This window comes from Lelliottia sp. 7254-16 (assembly GCF_002922995.1).
Lineage (GTDB): Bacteria > Pseudomonadota > Gammaproteobacteria > Enterobacterales > Enterobacteriaceae > Enterobacter > Enterobacter jeotgali.
This window is the reverse complement of the sequence record NZ_PQVS01000012.1, coordinates 76120-95843: the sequence shown is the minus strand read 5'-3', so window position 1 is coordinate 95843 and position 19724 is coordinate 76120. Positions and strand designations below refer to the sequence as shown.

Below are 19724 nucleotides of genomic sequence, written 5' to 3'. Positions count from 1 at the left end.
GTTCAGGCGCAAATTACTGCGTCCAGATAATCTTGCTGACTTTCCAGTTTTTGAGGGTGTCATCAGCAGGCATCAACCCTTCCGGACCGCTCCATTCGCCGGTGAAAACATAGCGAATATGCTGGCTGTCTTTGGCTTTACACTCCACGGCGACTTTATCGTCCGCCACCGCGCTTTCGCAGTTGCCGAATGCTTTCTGATACAGGTCGCTAAACGGCGTGCCCACTTTGACGCCGCTGTCGGTTTCCACATCGCTGTCCAGCACCTCAACGCGGTTCACGGTGCCTTTATCGCCGGTGATAATCAGCGCCAGTTTGTCGTCTTTCAGCGCTTCGAAGTAATGCACGATGGTGCCGTTCTCGGTTTTCATACCGCTGCGCAGGCGGTAGTCGCTGCTGAGCTCTGACTGGATGGCATCCTGGTCCAGGGCGGTTGTCGCGTTGATATTCCCGACGCCCTTTTCGGTCACTTCAAATGAGGAACCAAACCAGTTCCACGGATAAGCCGCCGACCAGTTGATGGAGGAGATTGACGAGAGCGTTGAACACCCGGTTAATACCAGCGGCAAAGCGCATAAAACTAAACGCAGCGATTTCATTGAAACGTCCTTTCTTGTTAATTCAACGCTTGTTGGAGTGCAGCATCGATAAAAAGTGCCTTTAATCTTTTTCGATGGCGAAACTGGCGCGCAGACGCGGATGGGTCAGCAGCCACAGCAGTGCAACAATATCCGCCACCACCAGCGCAATGCCAATACCGCTCATTGGCTCACCGTAAAACCACAGCAGCGGTTGCCAGCATAACAGCACCACTTGGGCCAGAATCAGCAGCCAGCGCAGGCTGTACCACAGGCGTGGAAAAAGTTGCCTACGACCGCTGAGTAAAAACGCCAGCACTGCCGGGACGCCAGGCAACAGTCCGAGCCAGAAGTTATCGTGGTCGGGATAGAACAGATTCAGCAGCGTACTGCCCTGATCGCGGGATGCTCCCGCTACCACAAACAGTACCCAGGTTCGTGCCTGTAAGAGCAAAACGCACCAGAACAACAACGGCAATTTGACGCGGCCCTGGCTGTCATAGTGGGCCGGGTGAAACTCAATATTCTTCATCTTCGATCAGGCGCTTACCGAGGTTCAGGACATCAGCATGTTCATAGCCCAGACGCTCGTACATGCCGAGCACCACGTCGTTGTCTTCGCGCACCATTATCTGAATTTTCGGACAGCCGCGCGCGATCAGCTTCTTTTCCAGACGATTGAGTAGCGCGTTGGCAATGCCGCGCGCGCGATATTCCGGGTGTACGCCCAGATAATACGCCGAGCCGCGATGTCCGTCGTAACCGCCCATCACCGTGCCCACGACTTCGCCGTTCACTTCAGCAACCAGGAACAGGCTCACGTCGTGATTCACCTTACGTTCGATATCCATTTCCGGATCGTTCCACGGACGCAGCAGATCGCAGCGTTCCCAAAGGGTAATCACCTCTTCGAAATCTTCCTGGCGAAAAACGCGTATCTCCATGGTATTAACCGCCTTTTTGGGTTTAAAAACAGTGATTATGGCGCGAACGCCGCCATTAGCCAATAAGCGGCGAAAAATGTGCAAAAATTTGGCATAATGTCACTCTGTCACGTATTGAAATGAAAAGTAAAACAATTCTCAACAAGGACTGTCGTCACGCGAAACGCGATACGATATAACACCAGGACCCCCAATTTTTTACAATTCAGGCCGCATGAGCACATTCAAACCTTTAAAAACACTCACATCGCGTCGTCAGGTTCTCAAAGCGGGGCTGGCGGCCTTGACGTTAACGGGCATCGCTCAGGCGCAGGCTAAAGACGATAGCACCCTGAAAACCAGTAACGGCCACAGCAAACCGAAAGCCAAAAAAGCGGGTGCTAAACGCGTGGTGATGCTCGATCCGGGCCACGGCGGGATTGACACCGGCGCGATTGGTCGCAACGGCTCGAAAGAGAAACATGTGGTGCTGGCGATTGCCAAAAACGTGCGCTCGATTTTACGCGCCAACGGAATCGACGCGCGCCTGACGCGCAGCGGCGACACCTTTATCCCGCTGTACGATCGCGTGGAAATCGCTCATCAGCACGGCGCAGATCTGTTTATGTCGATCCACGCCGACGGCTTTACCAACCCAAGCGCCGCGGGTGCATCAGTCTTTGCCCTCTCCAACCGTGGCGCAAGTAGCGCGATGGCAAAATACCTGTCCGATCGTGAAAACCGCGCGGACGAAGTGGCCGGTAAAAAAACCACCGATAAAGACCATCTGCTGCAACAGGTGCTGTTCGATCTGGTTCAGACCGACACCATCAAAAACAGCCTGACGCTCGGCTCGCACATCTTAAAGAAGATTAAGCCGGTGCATCGTTTGCACAGCAAAGGCACAGAACAGGCGGCGTTTGTGGTACTCAAGTCGCCGTCGATTCCGTCTGTGCTGGTCGAAACGTCATTCATTACCAACCCGGACGAAGAGCGCCTGCTCGGCACTACGGCATTTCGCCAGAAAATCGCCAATGCCATCGCTTCCGGGGTGATCAGTTACTTCAACTGGTTTGATAATCAAAAAGCGCATTCGTCGAGACGTAAATGAAACCGAATACTGAGCAGGTCAAAGCGTTTCTGCTGCAATTACAGGACACAATTTGCCAGCAACTGGCTGCCGTTGACGGCGGTGAGTTTCAGGAAGATAACTGGCAGCGCGAGGCCGGCGGCGGCGGACGTAGCCGCGTTCTGCGTAACGGCGGCGTGTTTGAGCAAGCGGGCGTCAATTTCTCTCACGTCCACGGCGACGCAATGCCTGCGTCTGCCACCGCGCATCGCCCGGAACTTGCCGGACGTAGCTTTGAAGCGATGGGCGTGTCACTGGTGGTGCATCCGCACAGCCCGTTTGTGCCGACCAGCCACGCCAACGTGCGCTTTTTCATCGCCGAGAAGCCGGGTGCCGATCCGGTGTGGTGGTTTGGCGGCGGATTCGATTTAACGCCTTATTACGGTTTCGAAGAAGACGCCATTCACTGGCACCGCACCGCGCGCGACCTGTGTCTGCCGTTTGGCGAGGACATTTATCCAAAGTACAAAAAGTGGTGCGACGACTATTTTTATCTCAAGCACCGGGATGAACAACGTGGGATTGGCGGGCTATTTTTCGACGATCTGAACACGTCGGATTTTGATACCGCGTTTGCCTTTATGCAGGCGGTGGGTGAAGGCTATACGGAGGCCTATCTGCCGATTGTTGAACGACGCAAAGACACCGATTACGGCGTGCGCGAGCGTGAGTTTCAGCTGTATCGTCGCGGGCGTTACGTAGAATTTAATCTGGTGTGGGATCGCGGAACGCTGTTTGGCCTGCAGACCGGCGGGCGCACGGAGTCGATTCTGATGTCGATGCCACCGCTGGTGCGCTGGGAATACAATTTTGAGCCAAAAGAAGGCAGCCCGGAGGCTGCCTTGAGTGAGTTTCTGAAAGTTCGGGACTGGGTTTAACGCCGGGCGGCGCTACGCTTGCACCGGCCTACAGGTATTGTAGGTCGGGTAAGCGAAGCGCCACCCGACAACACAACCGAACCCGTAGGTCGGGTAAGCGCAGCGCCACCCGACAACACAACCGAACCCGTAGGTCGGGTAAGCGCAGCGCCACCCGACAACACAACCGAACCCGTAGGTCGGATAAGCGCAGCGCCACCCGACAACACAGACGACTCCTCTCTTACAACGGCTGCGTCTGCGCCTCAACCACCGCTAATGCAACCATGTTGACGATACGACGCACGGACGCAATCGGCGTTAACACATGCACCGGTTTCGCCACACCCATCAGCACCGGCCCGACGGTCACCCCTTCAGAACTCGACACGCGCAGCAGGTTATAGCTGATACGCGCCGCTTCCACGTTCGGCATAATCAGCACGTTCGCTGAGCCTTTCAGCGGGCTGTCCGGCATCCGCTCGTTGCGGATACTCTCCACCAGCGCCGCGTCGCCGTGCATCTCACCGTCAATCATTAGCTCTGGCGCACGTTCACGCACCAGCTCCAGCGTCTGGCGCATTTTGCAGGCCGCCGCTGATTTGGACGAGCCAAAGTTCGAGTGCGACAGCAGCGCCACCTTCGGTTCGATACCGAAACGACGCACCGTTTCCGCCGCCATCACGGTTATTTCCGCCAGCTGTTCCGGCGTCGGATCGTCGTTAACGTAGGTATCGGCGATAAAGGTGTTGCCGCTTGGCAGCAGCAGCGCGTTCATCGCCCCCGCCGTATGCACGCCGTCACGATAGCCAAAGATCTCCTGCACCACGCTGAAGTGCTCATGATAGTCACCCACCGTCCCGCAGATCAGCGCATCCGCTTCACCGCGATGGACCATGATCGCGCCGATCACCGTGGTGTTACTGATCACTGCTTTCTGCGCCTGCTCCTGGGTTATCCCACGGCGTTTCATGATCGCGTAGTACTCGCTCCAGTACTCTTTGAAGCGTGGATCGGATTCGTTGTTCACGATTTCAAAATCGACGCCCGCCTTGATTTGCAGGCCGAGTTTCTGGATGCGCATCTCGATCACGCTCGGACGACCAATCAGGATCGGCTTCGCCAGACCTAAGGTGATCAACTCCTGCGTCGCATGCAATACGCGCGCCTCTTCGCCTTCGGCCAGCACCACGCGTTTCGCGTCGGCGCGTGCCTGGGAGAAGATCGGCTTCATGAACAGGTTGGTTTTGTAGACAAACTCGGTCAGCTTATCGATGTAAGCGTCAAAGTCTTCAATCGGGCGCGTCGCCACGCCGGAATCCATCGCCGCTTTCGCCACGGCTGGCGCGATTTTGACGATCAAACGCGGGTCGAACGGTTTTGGAATGATGTAATCCGGGCCAAAGCTCAGATCCTGATCGCCATACGCCGAGGCCACCACTTCGCTCTGCTCCGCATGAGCCAGCTCAGCAATCGCATGGACCGCCGCCAGTTTCATCTCTTCGTTAATTGCTGTCGCCCCCACGTCGAGCGCACCGCGGAAGATGAACGGGAAGCACAGCACGTTGTTGACCTGGTTCGGATAGTCGGAGCGACCGGTACAGATAATCGCATCTTCACGCACGGATTTTGCCAGCGGCGGCAGAATTTCCGGTTCTGGGTTCGCCAGCGCCAGAATCATTGGCGCACGCGCCATTTTCTTGACCATTTCCGGAGTCAGCACTTTCGGGCCAGAACAGCCGAGGAAGATATCTGCACCGTCGATCACGTCGTCCAGCGTGCGTTTGCCGTCGTCCTCCACCGCGTAGGCGGCTTTGGTTTCCGCCATGTTCGGCTCGCGATCTTTATAGATAACGCCTTTAGAGTCGCAGACCACGATATTGTGCTTCTGCATGCCCAGCGCCACCAGCAGATTCATACAGGCAATCGCCGCCGCACCCGCACCGGACACCACCATGCGCACATCGGAGAGGTTTTTCTCGACCACGCGCAGGCCGTTCAGAATGGCTGCCGTACTGATGATCGCCGTTCCGTGTTGATCGTCGTGGAACACCGGAATGTTCATGCGTTCGCGCAGTTTCTGCTCAATGTAGAAACATTCCGGCGCTTTGATATCTTCAAGGTTAATGCCGCCAAACGTCGGCTCCAGCGCGGCGACGACGTTGATAAACTTATCCGGGTCCAGCTCATCCACTTCAATATCAAACACGTCGATACCGGCGAATTTCTTGAACAGTACGCCCTTCCCTTCCATCACCGGTTTACCGGCCAGCGCGCCGATATTGCCCAGCCCCAGCACCGCGGTACCGTTGGAAATCACCGCTACCAGGTTGCCACGCGCGGTGTATTTGTAAGCGGCCAGCGGATCTTTTTCGATCTCAAGGCACGGCGCGGCGACGCCCGGTGAATAGGCCAGTGCCAGGTCGCGCTGCGTGGCGAGTGGCTTAGTGGGGGAAACCTGGATTTTGCCCGGTACAGGGAATTGATGAAAATCGAGGGCACTCTGTCTTAACTGATCATCCATCTTATTGTTCCTTTCACGTATCGATCAAAAAGGGTGGCGTACTCACGTTCCTGATGCTCACCCTGGAGTGGCGCTTAGTATCACCCCTGCTGACGGCGCAAACTTTGAAGGCTGCCAAACTCTCACCATCGCGGGGCAAAATTTGTTATCAATTTATAACAACCATGTTACCCACTCCCGAAAGCAATGCCTCCCCCGTCTGCTATGCTTTTTTGTTAAGTACGTCATGTATTTCGCAGAAGTGTGAACCAACGCACTCGCCTGAGTTTTTCATGTACATACCCTAAATAATTCGAGTTGCAGGAAGGCGGCAAGCCTGAGAATCCTCAGGAGCTTACTCAAGTAAGTGACTGAGGTGAGCAGGCGCAGCCAACGCACATGCAACTTGAAGTATGACGGGTATGAAGGAGTCATTTCTATGAACCAGTTAGACGGCATCAAAAAATTCACCACGGTCGTCGCCGACAGCGGCGATATCGAGTCCATCCGCCATTATCAGCCGGAGGACGCGACCACCAACCCGTCACTGCTGCTAAAAGCGGCCGGCCTTGCGCACTTTAGCCACCTGATCGACGACGCTATCGCCTACGGCAAACAGCGCGGCAAGACCCAGGAGCAGAAGGTGGCGGAGGCCAGCGACAAACTGGCGGTCACTATCGGTGCGGAAATTCTGAAAAGTATTCCTGGTCGCGTATCGACGGAAGTGGACGCCCGTTTATCGTTCGACAAAGAAAAGAGCATTGCCAAAGCGCGCCGCCTGGTCGAGCTGTACCAGGAGCAGGGCATCGATAAATCGCGCATTCTGATTAAGCTCGCCTCCACCTGGGAGGGTATCCGCGCCGCCGAAGTGCTGGAAAAAGAGGGGATCAACTGCAACCTGACGCTACTGTTCTCCTTTGCCCAGGCGCGCGCCTGCGCCGAAGCGGGCGTGTTCCTCGTCTCGCCGTTTGTCGGGCGTATCTACGACTGGTATCAGGCCAAACAGCCGATGGACCCGTACGTGGTGGACGAAGATCCGGGCGTGAAATCGGTACGTAATATCTACGATTACTTCAAGCAACACCGCTACGACACCATCGTGATGGGCGCCAGCTTCCGCCGCACTGAGCAGATCCTCGCTCTGGCGGGCTGCGACCGTCTGACCATCTCGCCAAACCTGCTGAAAGATCTGCAGGATAAAGAAGAACCGGTGGTGCGCAAACTGATCCCGACGTCCACCGTCCTGCCAAAACCGAAACCGCTGACCGAAGCTGAGTTCCGCTGGGAACATAATCAGGACGCGATGGCCGTAGACAAACTGGCCGAAGGCATCCGCCTGTTCGCCGTTGACCAACGCAAACTGGAAGATCTTCTCGCCGCTAAACTTTAATCATGCATGGAGTGAACTATGTCCCGTAAAGAGCTAGCCAATGCCATTCGCGCCCTCAGCATGGATGCGGTACAAAAAGCCAATTCTGGCCACCCCGGCGCGCCGATGGGCATGGCCGATATCGCCGAAGTGCTGTGGAATGACTTCCTGAAACACAACCCAACCGACCCGACCTGGTATGACCGCGACCGCTTTATTCTCTCCAACGGCCACGCCTCGATGCTGCTCTACAGCCTGCTGCATCTCTCCGGCTACGACCTGCCGTTAGAGGAGCTGAAAAACTTCCGTCAGCTGCACTCCAAAACGCCGGGCCACCCGGAGCTGGGCTATACGCCGGGCGTCGAAACCACCACCGGGCCGCTCGGACAAGGGCTGGCGAACGCGGTTGGGCTGGCGATTGCCGAACGCACGCTGGGCGCGCAGTTTAACCGCCCGGATCATGAGATTGTCGATCACTTCACCTACGTCTTTATGGGTGACGGCTGTCTGATGGAGGGGATTTCCCACGAGGTCAGCTCGCTGGCGGGGACGCTGGGATTAGGCAAACTGATCGGTTTTTACGATCACAACGGCATCTCGATCGACGGGGAAACTGACGGCTGGTTCACCGACGATACGGCAAAACGCTTCGAAGCCTACCACTGGCACGTGGTACATGAAATCGACGGCCACGACCCGGAAGCGATAAAAAAAGCGATTCTCGAAGCGCAGAGCGTGACGGACAAACCGTCGCTGATTATCTGTCGCACGGTGATTGGCTTCGGCTCGCCAAACAAAGCGGGTAAAGAAGAAGCGCACGGCGCGGCGCTGGGCGAAGAGGAAGTGGCCCTGACGCGACAAAAATTGGGCTGGAAATACCCGGCCTTTGAGATTCCGAAAGAGATCTATAAAGCCTGGGATGCGCGCGAGGACGGCGACAAAGCGCAGCAGACGTGGAACGAAAAATTCAGTGCTTACAAAAAAGCGCATCCTGACCTGGCGGCAGAGTTCTCCCGCCGTATGAGCGGGGAATTACCGCAAGAATGGGAAGCGAAAACACAGGCACTGATTGAAGATTTACAGGCCAATCCGGCGAAAATCGCCACCCGTAAAGCCTCGCAAAACACGCTCAACGTGATCGGCCCCATCCTGCCGGAACTGCTCGGCGGCTCGGCGGATCTGGCCCCGAGTAACCTGACTATCTGGTCCGGCTCGAAATCGCTCAAAGAGGATATCTCCGGGAACTACATCCACTACGGCGTGCGTGAGTTCGGGATGACGGCGATTGCCAATGGTCTCGCCCATCACGGCGGATTTGTGCCTTATACCGCCACCTTCCTGATGTTTGTCGAGTATGCCCGCAACGCGGCGCGTATGGCGGCGCTGATGAAGGCGCGGCAAATTATGGTTTATACCCACGACTCCATCGGGCTTGGCGAAGATGGGCCGACGCACCAGGCGGTTGAACAGCTTGCCAGCCTGCGCCTGACGCCGAACTTCAGCACCTGGCGTCCGTGCGATCAGGTGGAAGCCGCCGTTGGCTGGAAGCTAGCGGTTGAGCGCCACACCGGCCCGACGGCGCTGATCCTCTCGCGACAGAATCTGGCGCAAATTGAGCGCTCGCCGGAGCAGGTGAAAAATATCGCCCGTGGCGGCTACATTCTGAAAGACAGCGGCGGCAAGCCGGATGTGATTTTGATTGCCACCGGCTCGGAGATTGAAATTACCGTCAAAGCGGCAGAAAAACTCACCGCCGAAGGACACGCCGTGCGCGTGGTTTCTCTGCCTTCAACGGATATTTTTGATGCGCAGGACGAGGCGTACCGGGAATCGGTGCTGCCGTCGAACGTGGCAGCGCGGGTGGCCGTGGAAGCCGGGATTGCCGACTACTGGTACAAATACGTCGGCCTGAAAGGGGCGATTGTCGGGATGACCGGCTACGGTGAATCCGCACCTGCCGATAAGCTGTTCCCATTCTTTGGCTTTACGGTGGAGAACGTGGTTGAGAAGGCGTTAGGCGTGATGTAGCGCTATGTTGGCCCTCCCCTCTCCGAAATGAGAGGGGATAGTTCAGTGCTCACTTTCCCTGCTTTTCCCCTTCTCCTCGGGGAGAAGATTGGGATGAGGGCGCCACTGAAATTTTGCGGACTGGCATTAAGGTGGCGTAATCATTCAAACTTTGCCATTGCACCTGGCAGGTCGCATTTTTGTGACACCCAGGTACTTTTAGCGCACTAAAGGGGGCGACCATCGTGTTTTGTTCCGCAGGCTGTTCATCAATTTTAAGCTGACTGAGCGTGACATAATAAGGCGTAGGATTACTGACCTGTAGCACCCCGTCATTCATTTCCCACTGCACTTTCTGATAGGCCAAATCTGCCCCTTTATTTAACCCCGCAGGGCGATAAAAGAGTTTCATCCGCGATTTCACCGCAATTTGCAGACTGTTGGCGCCGGGCCTGCCCGCCGGAATCGCCGCTATGGTCAGGTAAAACAGGCTTTCACGATCGGCGGGTAAAATACCGCCAGTGCGGATGATGCGGATCTTTCCTGCATGTCCACCTTCAACCATCACCAATGGCGGTGTGGCGACAAAAATCGTTTTCCCCTCAAGCAAGCTGATTTTGGTCTGTACCAGATAATCTGCGCTGGTGGTGTTTTTCATATCGACAGTGATGGACTCTGCCGCCTCCGGGAAAACAAACCGCGTGCCGCCAATCACGATCCCCGCGTGGGCGGTGAAACTGCAGGATAACGCTAAAACCAGAAGGGGAATTTTCATCTTACTGATAGGTCAGGTTAAACGTCACGCTAGCCGATGCCGGACCGGAAGTGACGGTGTCAGTGAAAGAGGTGTACTGCGCGAAGAAGTCCAGCGAAGCGGTAGGCGACGACGCCGCCAGCGGATAGTTACGGCTACTGCTGTTCACCGGGATGGTGTGTTGCTGGTCATCGAGCAGGGCAATGCCGACGCCCTTGGCCGCACCGGGGTTATCATCCACAGCGATAAGTGGGCTGCCGGGCGCAGGCGCGGTGCCGATAAACGTGACGGCGACGTTGCTGGCGGCACTGCCACAGTCTTTCAGGCCAATGGTGAATTTCACTTGGTTGCCGCTTTTACCCGCAGGCTCCAGCTGCTTATCAGAAATATTCCCCATTGTAATTTGCAGATCGGTGGTACTGACGGTGCAGGTGTTGTCATGGATAAATCCGGTGATATTGACGGTGCCAAGGCCATCGTCCGAGGCGAAACAATGGGGCGCGAAACCGAGCAGCAAGACGGCGCAGAGCATTTTCATCATTCATAGTCCATCGCAAAATAGAGCACGGCGGAGGCATTGCCCGGCGTGACCGGGTGCGCGGTGGCCTTGTAGCGCAGGGCAAAGTTCAGGCTGTTACTGCCGCCATGCAGGGTGTAACGAATGGGTGAGAGGCTGTTCACCGCCAGCGGCTCACCGTGTTCGTCCAGTAGCTGAACCGCCACGCCTTTTGCCATATTGCCGGTGCCGCCGGTGTCGGACAGCGCCAGCAGCGACGGGTCTGAACCGCCGTCCTGCGCGCCGGTAAACGTGATCGCCGCGTTGATAATATCCGGCGAGCATTTGGTCAGCTCAATGGTGAAGGCCGTTTGGGTGCTGACCGCGCCGATCGCCTTGAACGCGTTTTCTGAAAAATCGCCCAGATGCACGGTCTGATTTTTACTTCCGGCGTCGATATCGCAGCTCTCTTTTAAAATGGTGCCCGTCATGATGAGGTTAAAGTGCGCCAAATCCGCCCCCGCCAAAGGGGAGAATAATACGCAGAAGAGAAGCCACGTTTTCATCGGAATATCCCTCATGCGAAATCGACGCGAATATAGGCCAGCGCCTTAAACTGCCCGGCGGTGGGCACATTCCCGGTAGTGCTGACCGGAGCAACCTGGAAGCTGACTGTCGCTTCGTAATTGTCGTCAATGTGGAACGGCATTAACCCGGTATTAGGCAGGATCAGCTTGCCGTTTTCGTCAAAGAGTTCCACGCCCACGTCGGGATTATCGGTTTTAATGGCGTCCGGGTAATTTGGTGACACTTCGCTTTCAAAGCGCAGCGTTAAATTGGTATAGGCGGCTATGTTATTACACTTCATCGAAGCCTTAATTTGCTTGTTCACATAGCCTGCGGGCTTCTGTCCTATGGTGGTGATATCACCGGACCATATTTTCCCGAAGTCCACGGTGATGAGTTGTCCGGCATCGATGATGCAGTTTTGGGGGACGGTGATTTGACCCGTCAGATAGACTGAGGATAGTGGAATAGCTGAATAATTGCCTGCTATTTGCGTGGCATAAACATTGACAATGTTCATTTTTGAAATATAGCTAACTCCAACAAAAGGCTTAGAAATATAGAGCGAGACATTGCCTGATCCGCCCGATTTCCAGTTTTTATGATTGGTATAATCAGGGTCGGTTGTACAAGCTTTGGAGGCATAAAAATTGCTGACATCGGTGAAAGGTACACTTTGATTGTTATAACTATATCCTTTGATAACAACTATACTCGTGACTTCAAGATAGTCATTTACTTTGAAAAACTGTCGTTCTCCATCATTATGCCCAAGAGGGAGTGGTGTATCGCCTTTAAAAAATGTCTGTTGTTGACTTACATTAGGATCACAATCACATGAAGCAGCATAATCCTGTCCGTAATTCCATTGGTAAGGTCTTTGAAAAAGATAACCGGGGCGGTTTCGTGCTTGATCGATGACGGTAATGTTTCCAATATTATAGTTATATTCCATCGTTCCATTATCCGGTGTGCAAACACCGGAATAGGCCATAGCGAACTGTGTTCCGCAAAGTAATAAAACAACCAGAAGAAATATCTTTCGAAAAATAGAACTAAATGCATTGTTAAATTTCATCACTGACACTCAACTTTAAACAAACTGATCGGTTTATTCATTTCACTGTCGGCAAGCTGATATTTCGCTTTGCACTGCTGGTCGCTTTCATCGCCCCACTGCACGGTTAATTCCCCCATCAACTGTAGCCCCATCAAATAGGCCTGGCCCTCATCGCCGACAATCGTGGAGGTTCCGCCGTCGCTGCGACTGACGGTGGCACCAAACGGCACCGGCTTGTTGCGATACATCAGCGTAACCAGCGCGCGCAGGCCGGTATGGGCTTTGAAATCGGCCACTACCAGTGCACCTTCGCTTGGCACCACGTCTACCACGGCGTTGTCGATATCAGTTTTATCACCGAGGGTATCGGTGTTCAGCGCGATGCGGTTCTGGCGATAGGTGGTGGCATAAGGCACCACGGCGTAACCGCGCCAGTCGGTTTTCACCCCGGTGCTGTTTTCAATATCCACGCCCGCCGCACCCGGCGCTTTGATCAACACGTTGGTGCTGCCGAGCGGCTGGCTCAGCGTGATGCCGTTGGCATGGGCGACGATGCCGCCGCTCAGGCCATAGTTCACCTGCTGATAGCCCGAGCTGTAGTTGTAGCCGATATTGCTGTTGCCAAGCCCGCCCTGATAATCCAGCGACGCATTGCCGTTAGCGCCGTCGCCTTTATTGGCATAACCCTGCTGCACGGTGTAGCTGAGGTTGTTATCGCGAAGCAAAGTGCCGCTTACACCCGCCGCCTGGGTCATTTTGCCGTGGCTGTCGGTGCTGTTGTTGTAGGTGGCGTAGGCGTTGTTCGGTGAGTTGCCCATCTCACTGTTGTCGCCGCCGGTGGAGAGCCATTTACCGAGCGGCAGGGAGATACTCAGCGCGAACTGCTGGTCTGAATCTGGCTGGCCTTGGGCTTTGTTGTAGCTGAAGCTCAGGTTATAGCTGACGTCATGCAGGTTACCGCTGTAGCCCACCTGAAACAGCGAATCGGTTTCGCTGGTGTTCCAGTAGCTTTGCTGGCTGCCGGTGACGTATACCGAGCCGACGCTGCCGACCTGCTGCGAAATGTTGACCTGAATTTTGCCGCGCTTGTTGTAGTAAAGATCGTAGTAATCGGTCCAGTTCGCCGGGTCGTCTTCGTTGTCATTCCCGGATTCGTCCAGCGTATCGACATGATGCCCGCTCATTCGCGTATAGGTGGTATCACTCAGGGTGTAGTAACCCTGCGTGGAGTAGCGATAGCCCAGCAGTTGGAAGTTGGTGCCGGTGGCGCTCAGCGATTTCGCATACAAAAAACGCAGCGACTGGCCGGTATGTTTGCTGTCATCGGCAAGCGTACTGTTGGCCTGGGTCAGGTCGGTTGAGAAGGCGCCATAATCACCCAGGTTCAGCCCGAGCCCAAGGTTTTCCGCCTGATAGTTGTCGGCGTGCTGTACGCCACCGTAGGCGGTTAACCCGTACGGCAGCCCCCAGATGATGGTGCCCTGGGCGAAATTCTCGTCGTCCTGATTGTCGGTGTTGGTGTGGTACTGCCCGCCGGTGAAAGCATATTTAATCCGGCCTTCGCGCTGTAACAGCGGCACGGCGGAATAAGGCACTGAAAAGGTGGTGTGAGTGCCGTCGGTTTCGGCAATGTCCACGTCCATATCACCGCTCGATGACGTCGGATACAGATCGTTAATCTCAAACGCGCCCGGTGAAACATAGGTCTGATAAATCACATAGCCGTTCTGCTTGATGGTCACTTTGGCGTTGCTTTTGGCGATGCCGCGCACCGTCGGCGCGAAGCCGCGCAGGCTGTCGGGCAGCATGTTGTCATCGGAGGCAAGTTGTACCCCGCGAAAGCCGACGCTGTCGAAAACGTCTGACGGGGTATAGCTGTCGCCCACCGTTAGCTCGCCTTTCAGTGGAATGATGCTGCGTTGCAAATAGGTGCTGACGTGATCCCAACGGCTGGCGCTGCCGCTGTCTTGCCCGCCGCTGTAGGTGCCGGATGAGTAGTCGTGCAGCCGCCACGGCCCGACGTTCAGGGTGCTTTGCAGGTTGAGGTAATAGTTATTGCTGACGCTGTCGCCCCAGCTGTTGCTGCCGGTGAAATCGTAGTTCAGCAGCAGCGCAGTGATACCGTCATCCCACTGCTCCGGGGGAATGTAGCCGCGCGCGCTCTGTTTCATCGCCGCCTGCGGCAGGCTGATTTTCAGCTGCTGTTGCTCAAAATCAAAATCGGTACGTGCGCCGGGGATCATGGTCGTCAGAGGAACACAGTCGTCCGGCGAGAGGGCCGCGATGTCGGGAAAGGCTTTCATCTCCACGCCGAGCGCGTCCAGGCGCACGCGTGTCAGACAGGGAATCACATCACCTTTCTTCTCAGCGGGCGCTTTGAACTCGATATCTTCTGTCGAGATGAAGTTTTCATTCAGGTAGAGATCGACGCGGTATTTTCCGGGGCCGTGCCCGCTGCCTTTTTCAAAGCGTTTTAGGCTGGCAACCGCCGACGGATCGTCCGACAAAAACGCCGGATTGAAGTAGCCCGCCGCACGCGTCGCGGGTGAAAGCGCCAGCGTCAGCAGCATCATATGCCGCCAGCGCAGGGCGTGACAGATAGCCCGCGTGAGCAGCGTCAACTGAGTGTCCTTGCTCATCCGCATCACGCTATTCCATTATGCCTTTTTGCCCGGCTGAGTTAGCGCCGAAGTCGCTGACCGTCTGGAAGGTTATCTCACCCGGAGCGTTGTCGGGCACCGGAACCGTCAGGCTGTCTTTCGGCGGTACCATCGTGTTTGGCAGTTTTTTACCGCCGACAGTGAATTGCACCAGCGTCACGTAATAAGGACTGGGGTTTTTGATGGTCAGCTGTGGGCCAGTGCGATGAAAACGCAGCAGCGCCGGAGCCTCCACCGATTTCATCGGCAGATTTTTCGGGCGTACGAACAGCTTGATTCGGCTCAGCACCGCCAGCTGGAGGGTGTTTTTGGCTTTGCTGTTATCCGGCGCAGACGGCACGGCTTTCATGTTCAGCCAGTACACGCTTTCGCGATCGGCGGGCAGGGTTTTCTGACCGATGTACATCACCCGCAGGGTATTTTCCTTCTGCGGCTGAATGACAAACAGCGGTGGAGTGATCGCAAAATCTGAGCTTCTCTCGCCGTTCTCGTTCTCCACCCAACTCTGAATTAAAAACACGGCGTCATCATCGCTGTTGTTGACACTCATAGAGACCTGGCTGCTGCCTGCCGGATAGATAAGCCGCGTGCCGCCCAGGGAAATTCCCCCGGCAGTAGCATGCTGGCTGAAGCAGAGCATCAGGGCTGTTAACGCGAAGGGCCGAATAAAACGATGAGTCAACACATTCACCTCAGTAGCTACGGATAGATAACAATAAAATTGGCCACCACGCTGGCATCCCCGGCGACGATGCGCGCCGTGGCACGGTATTTGGCGAGAAAATGCAGCACGTTTTCGCCGTCAATCAGTGTTTTGTAAGAGCGAGGGGCACTGTTAGGGACCACCAGGTTGGTTTGCTCGTCGTAGATACCGAGGCCGACGCCAATGGCGGAGCCTGGCCCATCGGTGACTGCGAGCACCATCGGATCGTGGCTGTCGGTGCCCCCCTGGAAGGCCACGCCTGCAGACTGGCTGACCGTACTGTCGCAGTCTGTAATGGTCAGGGTGAAGCCGATAGGATCGGCCCAGCTGCCGACGCCGTTAAAGGCATCCTTCCGTACCTGGCCCATGTTGATGGTTTGGTCAGTACTGCGAGCGTCGACAGCACAGCCTGAATTCACCGCGCTACCGCCGAAGTGGATTTGCCCTCCGGTCTCAGCCGCCGGGGCGAAACGAGTCATCAAAAGCAGCCCGACAATAAGAAAAGGCTGCCAGGTATATGCCTGATACGTCATCTTCAGATCCTTGAAACGAAGCATCATTACGCCATCCGTGGCGTCTCATTCATCCCTGAATCATGTTTTCAGGATCAGGAGTAGGTCACGTTAAATGTGGCTGTCGCCTGCACATCACCTGCTTTGACGGTGTCACCGGTAGAAATGTAATCCGCAGCGAAGATCAGTGAGTTTTCACCATTGATCAGGGTATAGGCCGGAGAAGCGGTACCCAGACCCAGCGCTTTGCCTACGTTGTCATACAGCTGGATGCCAATGCCCACCGCAGAACCGGCACCGGCGGTGTTGTCCAGCGCCGTTGGCATGGCGGCTGGGGCGTTGCCGCTGAAGGTGATAGAGGCGTTGGTGGAAACCGATGAATCGCAGTCAGACAGTTTGATAGTGAACGGACGCTTCTGGTTAGCCGCGGTACCTGCTGCGACTTTACCGTCCGCACCCGCGAATTTAGCGGTGCGAACCTGGCCCATGTCGACGTTAAAATCGACAGAGTCTTCATCCACTGAACACGCAGCATCCACAACAGTTCCGTTAAAATGCACCTGCCCACCGGTCACTGACGTGGTTCCCGCTGCCAGTGCAGAACCGGATAAAGCCAATAGGGTTGCTGCGAATAAAGTGTTCAGTTTTTGTGAAGTAGTCATGTATATCTTCCTTTATCATTTAAATAAGCTATCGTCTAATAGCCCGGAAACATTGTTAAATAATTGATGACAAATAACCCGTCACATGAATATGTAGGAATTCATGTTATTTGAGCATGACGAAGATTATTTGTTACGCCGACAATTATGCAGACATTTATTTTTAATTAAATAGAAAATTCACACCTTTTCTGGATAGTGCAATATCCAATTATAGACACTTTACCAAACACTCCTGGACACTTTATTTTAATTGATCGATGCGTTTAAAATAATCCGCATTCATATGACAATCAAAATATTGAATCATTTTTACATTGGTTGCTTGTTATTTCAGCAGAGAACTTTTACCTGGCATTGTGATATTATAAACTGTTATCTGGAGAGAGTTATGAAATCAGTATTACATAATAGTGCTTCTGTTTATCAAGATCCCTACTTTAACCTGGAAAAACCCGTAGCAGAGGTGAAACGCATCATTGAGAGTTTGCTTCCGGCAGCGACGCCGGTCTTCATGCAGGAAGGTGGAGGGGTTATCAACCTGCAGCTTCTCAATAAAAATGAGGGAGGGCTATCGGTCATTTTGTTATTAAAGGGAAAAATTAATTTTATAAGAAAATCCTCTGGGGGAATACTCTTTGGTACTGCCGATGCACCCTCTGTATTTGGATTATTGGGCTCCAGCTTCAAAGCAGAGGTTTTCAAATATGTCGCGGTGGGTGACTGTGATGTCTACGTTCTACCCAGAGATATGGCAATAGATATAATTAATGAGCACAATCTGTGTCGTGACGTTTTCAACTATCACGCCTATATTTCTGATATGGAAGTAAAATACAGTAACCGTCTAATCAATCAAACGCCCTATGGTATTGTGTGTGCGATTCTCTGCGAACTTGCTGCATTACCTGAATCGATAAGATTAAAAACAGGCATTGCGAAATTCATCATTGAAAGAAGTCATATAAGGCGCAGTACGATGATGAAAATTTTGGCTGATTTGCGTGATGGAGAGTATGTGGATATCCAGTATGGAAAACTTATAAGAATTATAAAGAATTTCCCGAAATTTTATTGAGTCTATAGAAAAGCAGATAGAGGCTGTAAATAAAAGTTCGGTGACCGTCTGAGCAATCACCTTTAACAGGGTGGCCGTTACACAGAATGATGACAGGCGCGCACAGCCGCCACCCGACAAAACGTTAGCGCGTGATCCACAACGTCGGCCATGCGTCTGGACCGTGCCAGTTATCGCAGCTCGGCTCCTCTGCATATCGCACCAAACGAAAACGCTGGCCGTCAAAACGCCAGCGCGTCTGGATACCGCAATCCGCCATGCCGCGTCCTAACGCCAGCGTCGTCAGCTCGCGCGTTTTCTCGTCAAAGCGGGCGTTCATCAGCTCCATATCGCTGTTCTCGCTCGACGAAACAAACGGCAGGCGCAACCGCACGGTTCTGGCGGCGAACGGTTTTTTACGCGACACCAGCCACGCCAGATCCACCGTATTGTAAGCCCCCGCTTCACAGCTGATCATCAGCAGCGCTTTGTCATCCGTTAAGGCGGTAACTCGCACTTCGCGGCGGTTGGGGTCGAGAGAACACTGGCTGTTATTCATCCGCCAGCTGCCGTAATCCAGCAGATCGTTGAGTTCTTCATGCGTCAGCGGCGTCGGCGTCGGGTTAACCACCGCCACCTCTTTGAGCGCCGGGGCCGGCGGCACGCTCAGCGGCGGATCGTCGCCCTTTTTAATCCACGCGGTTTCGCTGCCCACACGCTTTTGCTGAGAATCGATAAACAGCAGCGCCGCCTTCAGCCCAGCCAGCGAAATAATCTGTTTGCCGTCTTTGAGCTCGAGCGCCTCCCCTTCCTGAATGGTTTTCAGAAACGCGGTGATGGTGGCAGTGTCATCGGTTGTCAGATGCCACGGCGTCAGTTTCCAGTGCAGCGCATCCAGCGTGAGCGGTGCGCCGTCCAGCATAAGGCGTGGCGCGATGGGTGCCTCTTTTACCGGCGACGATTCCAGACCACCCAGATCAATACGCAGATTGGCATCCGTTTTTGCGCCCGCGCTGCGGCTCAACGTCATCACCAGACCGTGATGCTCACCGGTGTTACGGGCCACGCAAAAGTTCTGATTATTGCAGGTCACCTGCCAGTCGGAGAACGATTGCTGTGCAGGTGCCGCCCAGACCAGAGGCACTGGCAGCACGCTGAGGAATAAAATAAGAAGTACGCAGTGACGCATGAAAGGCACAATCCCGGAAACAGAAACTCGAAAACTGGCGGTATCTTCGGGTTCTGCCCGGAATTGCTCAATCGGATTTATCGGATAGATTTATCTGAAAGGCATTCTACCGATGATTTAAAAATCAAGACATTAGGCCTGACAGCTGTAAATACTGAAGCAGTATCAACGTTTTACCGTCGCGGATTTCACCCGTTTTGACCATTTCCAGCGCCTGAGTGAACAGAATTTCCAGCACATCGATGGCCTCATCTTCCACGCCACCACCGGCATTGCTGCGCTGCGCGTCGGTATATTCAGCGATGAAGAAGTGGATAAGCTCCGTCACCCCGCCCGGCGACATATACAGCTCGAACAGCTTCGTGACGTTGCCCACTTCAAAGCCGGTCTCTTCAATGGCTTCTTTGCGGATGCACACTTCGGGTTCGTCGTTATCCAGTAGACCGGCGCAGGTTTCGATCAGGCGTCCGTCGGCGTTGCCGTTCACCCAGGTTGCCACCCGGAACTGGCGGATTAACACCACGGTCTGCTTTTCACGGCTGTATAAGAGGATGGTTGCGCCATTGCCGCGATCGTAGACCTCGCGCTTGTGGCGGACGACTTCGCCTTTATGGCTTAAATCGTAGGTAATGTTACGCAGGACAAAGTAATTTTCAGAGAGGATTTTATCTTTGATAATCTCAATTTTCAGACTCATAC

The 19724-nt window shown here is 54.5% G+C and carries 19 protein-coding genes; 5 read left to right on the top strand and 14 right to left on the bottom strand.

Features of this window, described 5'->3' with window-relative positions; genetic code table 11:
• Positions 1 to 13: 13 nt before the first annotated feature.
• The 3 genes from C3708_RS16120 to C3708_RS16110 all read right to left on the bottom strand — a co-directional run bounded on the left by C3708_RS16120 (position 14) and on the right by C3708_RS16110 (position 1521).
• Entirely contained in the window at positions 14 to 598 is a 585-nt protein-coding gene (locus C3708_RS16120) for an RpoE-regulated lipoprotein (protein WP_095282834.1), read from the bottom strand.
• Positions 599 to 659: 61 nt separating this feature from the next.
• Positions 660 to 1109 (bottom strand): DUF2919 domain-containing protein, encoded by a 450-nt coding sequence (locus C3708_RS16115; RefSeq protein WP_103949717.1) that lies wholly within the window; start codon positions 1107 to 1109, stop codon positions 660 to 662.
• Positions 1096 to 1521 (bottom strand): GNAT family acetyltransferase, encoded by a 426-nt coding sequence (locus C3708_RS16110; protein ID WP_041689485.1) that lies wholly within the window; start codon positions 1519 to 1521, stop codon positions 1096 to 1098. Before C3708_RS16110 ends, C3708_RS16115 begins: the two co-directional genes overlap by 14 nt.
• A 214-nt stretch (positions 1522 to 1735) precedes the next feature.
• On the opposite strand from C3708_RS16110, the gene amiA reads away from it, so the two are divergent.
• Both amiA and hemF read left to right on the top strand, forming a co-directional pair.
• Entirely contained in the window at positions 1736 to 2611 is an 876-nt protein-coding gene (gene amiA, locus C3708_RS16105) for an N-acetylmuramoyl-L-alanine amidase AmiA (protein ID WP_095282836.1), read from the top strand.
• Entirely contained in the window at positions 2608 to 3507 is a 900-nt protein-coding gene (gene hemF / locus C3708_RS16100; protein ID WP_103949716.1) for an oxygen-dependent coproporphyrinogen oxidase, read from the top strand. Before amiA ends, hemF begins: the two co-directional genes overlap by 4 nt.
• Before the next feature lie 223 nt (positions 3508 to 3730).
• Here hemF and maeB read toward each other — a convergent pair whose 3' ends face one another.
• Positions 3731 to 6010, bottom strand: coding sequence for an NADP-dependent oxaloacetate-decarboxylating malate dehydrogenase (maeB, locus tag C3708_RS16095; protein WP_103947331.1), 2280 nt, complete (start codon positions 6008 to 6010; stop codon positions 3731 to 3733).
• Positions 6011 to 6428: 418 nt separating this feature from the next.
• Here maeB and tal point away from each other — a divergent pair, with 418 nt between their 5' ends.
• Positions 6429 to 7379 (top strand): transaldolase, encoded by a 951-nt coding sequence (tal, locus tag C3708_RS16085; protein ID WP_095282841.1) that lies wholly within the window; start codon positions 6429 to 6431, stop codon positions 7377 to 7379.
• An 18-nt stretch (positions 7380 to 7397) separates the two neighbouring features.
• A complete protein-coding gene (gene tkt, locus C3708_RS16080; RefSeq protein ID WP_103949714.1) occupies positions 7398 to 9386 on the top strand; it encodes a transketolase in 1989 nt (662 codons plus the stop codon).
• 49 nt (positions 9387 to 9435) lie between these two features.
• Here tkt and C3708_RS16075 read toward each other — a convergent pair whose 3' ends face one another.
• The 8 genes from C3708_RS16075 to C3708_RS16040 form a co-directional block, all read right to left on the bottom strand.
• Complete coding sequence (locus C3708_RS16075; RefSeq protein WP_103949713.1) at positions 9436 to 10140, bottom strand: molecular chaperone; 705 nt, start codon at positions 10138 to 10140, stop codon at positions 9436 to 9438.
• A 1-nt stretch (position 10141) separates the two neighbouring features.
• Positions 10142 to 10660, bottom strand: coding sequence for a fimbrial protein (locus C3708_RS16070; RefSeq protein ID WP_103949712.1), 519 nt, complete (start codon positions 10658 to 10660; stop codon positions 10142 to 10144).
• Positions 10657 to 11181: a fimbrial protein gene (locus tag C3708_RS16065; protein WP_157738413.1), complete on the bottom strand. Its 525-nt coding sequence runs from the start codon at positions 11179 to 11181 to the stop codon at positions 10657 to 10659. The genes C3708_RS16070 and C3708_RS16065 overlap by 4 nt, the downstream gene beginning before the upstream one ends.
• 11 nt (positions 11182 to 11192) lie before the next feature.
• Positions 11193 to 12260, bottom strand: a complete 1068-nt coding sequence (locus tag C3708_RS16060; RefSeq protein WP_103949711.1) for a fimbrial protein — start codon at positions 12258 to 12260, stop codon at positions 11193 to 11195.
• Positions 12260 to 14881: a fimbrial biogenesis usher protein gene (locus tag C3708_RS16055; protein WP_103949744.1), complete on the bottom strand. Its 2622-nt coding sequence runs from the start codon at positions 14879 to 14881 to the stop codon at positions 12260 to 12262. The genes C3708_RS16060 and C3708_RS16055 overlap by 1 nt, the downstream gene beginning before the upstream one ends.
• 10 nt (positions 14882 to 14891) lie before the next feature.
• On the bottom strand, positions 14892 to 15542 hold the full coding sequence (locus C3708_RS16050) for a fimbria/pilus periplasmic chaperone (RefSeq protein WP_158251373.1): 651 nt from the start codon (positions 15540 to 15542) through the stop codon (positions 14892 to 14894).
• 59 nt (positions 15543 to 15601) lie between these two features.
• On the bottom strand, positions 15602 to 16138 hold the full coding sequence (locus tag C3708_RS16045) for a fimbrial protein (RefSeq protein ID WP_158251371.1): 537 nt from the start codon (positions 16136 to 16138) through the stop codon (positions 15602 to 15604).
• A 74-nt stretch (positions 16139 to 16212) separates the two neighbouring features.
• Complete coding sequence (locus C3708_RS16040) at positions 16213 to 16779, bottom strand: fimbrial protein (protein WP_095282849.1); 567 nt, start codon at positions 16777 to 16779, stop codon at positions 16213 to 16215.
• Positions 16780 to 17170: 391 nt separating this feature from the next.
• Here C3708_RS16040 and C3708_RS16035 point away from each other — a divergent pair, with 391 nt between their 5' ends.
• On the top strand, positions 17171 to 17857 hold the full coding sequence (locus C3708_RS16035; protein ID WP_103947325.1) for a helix-turn-helix domain-containing protein: 687 nt from the start codon (positions 17171 to 17173) through the stop codon (positions 17855 to 17857).
• Between the two features lie 124 nt (positions 17858 to 17981).
• On the opposite strand, the gene C3708_RS16030 is transcribed toward C3708_RS16035, so the two are convergent.
• Together C3708_RS16030 and nudK are read right to left on the bottom strand one after the other, a co-directional pair.
• On the bottom strand, positions 17982 to 19025 hold the full coding sequence (locus C3708_RS16030; protein ID WP_103949708.1) for a DUF1176 domain-containing protein: 1044 nt from the start codon (positions 19023 to 19025) through the stop codon (positions 17982 to 17984).
• Between the two features lie 124 nt (positions 19026 to 19149).
• Complete coding sequence (gene nudK / locus C3708_RS16025) at positions 19150 to 19722, bottom strand: GDP-mannose pyrophosphatase NudK (RefSeq protein WP_103949707.1); 573 nt, start codon at positions 19720 to 19722, stop codon at positions 19150 to 19152.
• Positions 19723 to 19724: the final 2 nt, after the last annotated feature.

Bases quoted from the DNA above. Each gene is read 5' to 3' on its own strand.
- C3708_RS16030 (WP_103949708.1), bottom strand. From the start codon at position 19,025: ATGCGTCACTGCGTACTTCTTATTTTATTCCTCAGCGTGCTGCCAGTG.
- C3708_RS16035 (WP_103947325.1), top strand. From the start codon at position 17,171: ATGAAATCAGTATTACATAATAGTGCTTCTGTTTATCAAGATCCCTAC.
- maeB (WP_103947331.1), bottom strand. From the start codon at position 6,010: ATGGATGATCAGTTAAGACAGAGTGCCCTCGATTTTCATCAATTCCCT.
- C3708_RS16115 (WP_103949717.1), bottom strand. From the start codon at position 1,109: ATGAAGAATATTGAGTTTCACCCGGCCCACTATGACAGCCAGGGCCGC.
- C3708_RS16065 (WP_157738413.1), bottom strand. From the start codon at position 11,181: ATGAAAACGTGGCTTCTCTTCTGCGTATTATTCTCCCCTTTGGCGGGG.
- nudK (WP_103949707.1), bottom strand. From the start codon at position 19,722: ATGAGTCTGAAAATTGAGATTATCAAAGATAAAATCCTCTCTGAAAAT.
- C3708_RS16045 (WP_158251371.1), bottom strand. From the start codon at position 16,138: ATGACGTATCAGGCATATACCTGGCAGCCTTTTCTTATTGTCGGGCTG.
- tal (WP_095282841.1), top strand. From the start codon at position 6,429: ATGAACCAGTTAGACGGCATCAAAAAATTCACCACGGTCGTCGCCGAC.
- C3708_RS16040 (WP_095282849.1), bottom strand. From the start codon at position 16,779: ATGACTACTTCACAAAAACTGAACACTTTATTCGCAGCAACCCTATTG.
- C3708_RS16110 (WP_041689485.1), bottom strand. From the start codon at position 1,521: ATGGAGATACGCGTTTTTCGCCAGGAAGATTTCGAAGAGGTGATTACC.
- C3708_RS16060 (WP_103949711.1), bottom strand. From the start codon at position 12,260: ATGAAATTTAACAATGCATTTAGTTCTATTTTTCGAAAGATATTTCTT.
- C3708_RS16050 (WP_158251373.1), bottom strand. From the start codon at position 15,542: ATGCTCTGCTTCAGCCAGCATGCTACTGCCGGGGGAATTTCCCTGGGC.
- C3708_RS16075 (WP_103949713.1), bottom strand. From the start codon at position 10,140: ATGAAAATTCCCCTTCTGGTTTTAGCGTTATCCTGCAGTTTCACCGCC.
- C3708_RS16120 (WP_095282834.1), bottom strand. From the start codon at position 598: ATGAAATCGCTGCGTTTAGTTTTATGCGCTTTGCCGCTGGTATTAACC.
- amiA (WP_095282836.1), top strand. From the start codon at position 1,736: ATGAGCACATTCAAACCTTTAAAAACACTCACATCGCGTCGTCAGGTT.
- tkt (WP_103949714.1), top strand. From the start codon at position 7,398: ATGTCCCGTAAAGAGCTAGCCAATGCCATTCGCGCCCTCAGCATGGAT.
- C3708_RS16070 (WP_103949712.1), bottom strand. From the start codon at position 10,660: ATGATGAAAATGCTCTGCGCCGTCTTGCTGCTCGGTTTCGCGCCCCAT.
- C3708_RS16055 (WP_103949744.1), bottom strand. From the start codon at position 14,881: ATGAGCAAGGACACTCAGTTGACGCTGCTCACGCGGGCTATCTGTCAC.
- hemF (WP_103949716.1), top strand. From the start codon at position 2,608: ATGAAACCGAATACTGAGCAGGTCAAAGCGTTTCTGCTGCAATTACAG.